The 1,412-nt window shown below is 42.4% G+C and carries 1 protein-coding gene; it reads left to right on the top strand.

The features are described 5' to 3' along the window. Positions 1-1,412, top strand: a 1,412-nt coding sequence (locus tag VXQ92_RS17890; RefSeq protein ID WP_416682714.1) for an efflux RND transporter permease subunit, incomplete at both ends; no start/stop codon positions are given.

The following is a 1,412-nucleotide window of genomic DNA, read 5'->3' as shown; positions in this document are numbered from 1 at the left end:
ATTCTCTCACTTCTGCACAGATTCCTGATGTTTGGTACAACGTTCGGAAGAAGGTCAATGACATTCGCCATGAACTCCCAAGTGGGGTGCAAGGTCCATTTTTTAATGATGAATTTGGCGATACCTTCGGTAATATTTATGTACTGACAGGCAAAGACTTTGACTACGCGCTTTTGAAAGAATATGCCGATCGTTTGCAATTACAACTACAGAGAGTCAAAGATGTAGGCAAAGTTGAGCTGATCGGGCTACAAGATCAGAAAATCTGGATTGAAATTTCAAACACTAAAGCGGTTCAGCTCGGTATTCCTGTTTCTGCCATACAAGAAGCCCTGCAAAAGCAAAATAGCATAGCAAGTGCAGGCTTTTTTGAAACTGGAACGGATCGTATTCAAATTCGAGTAAGTGGCCAACTACAAAGCGTAGAGGATATTAAAAAAATGCCTTTACTGGTAGGCGATAAAACCATTCAGCTTGGTGATGTTGCTGATGTCTACCGTGGTTTTAGCCAACCTGCTCAGCCGCGTATGCGTTTTATGGGTGACAATGGTATTGGTATTGCCGTATCTATGCGTAAAGGCGGCGATATTATTGCCTTAGGTAAAAATCTGGAAACTGAATTTACCCAACTGCAAAAAACATTACCTCTAGGTATGAAACTACAAAAAGTTTCTGACCAACCTGTAGCGGTACAACGCAGTATCCATGAGTTTGTCAAAGTACTTGCTGAAGCAGTCATTATTGTCTTGTTAGTGAGCTTTTTCTCATTAGGTTTCCGGACGGGTTTAGTTGTCGCTTTTTCCATTCCTTTGGTTTTAGCAATGACTTTTGCTGGCATGAATTTATTTGATATCGGGCTGCACAAGATTTCGCTTGGTGCCCTAATTCTAGCTTTGGGCCTGCTTGTAGATGATGCCATTATTGCTGTCGAGATGATGGCCATTAAGATGGAGCAGGGGTATAGCCGAATTAAGGCCGCCGGATTTGCATGGAAAACAACAGCATTTCCGATGTTGACAGGGACATTAATTACCGCCGCAGGCTTTTTACCTATTGCTACGGCTCAGTCCAGTACAGGTGAATACACACGCTCTATCTTTCAGGTCGTGACGATTGCTTTATTGGTGTCTTGGGTTGCCGCAGTTTTATTTGTACCTTATTTGGGTGAAAAACTACTACCTGATTTTACCAAGACAGGTCATCAAGCACCTTGGTATGTCCGTTTATGGGCAAGAATAACTAAAAAACCGCAACCGCAAACTGTGGCCATTTCACAGGACCACCATTACGATCCTTATCAATCGAGTTTCTATTTACGTTTTCGGAAAATGGTCGAGTTTTGTGTGACCTACCGTAAAACCGTGATTGCAACAACGGTGGGGATTTTTGTGCTGTCTGTACTCATGTTTAAG

It is taken from the genome of Acinetobacter sp. 228 (assembly GCF_048147885.1).
This window is presented reverse-complemented; position numbering and strand designations above follow the sequence as displayed.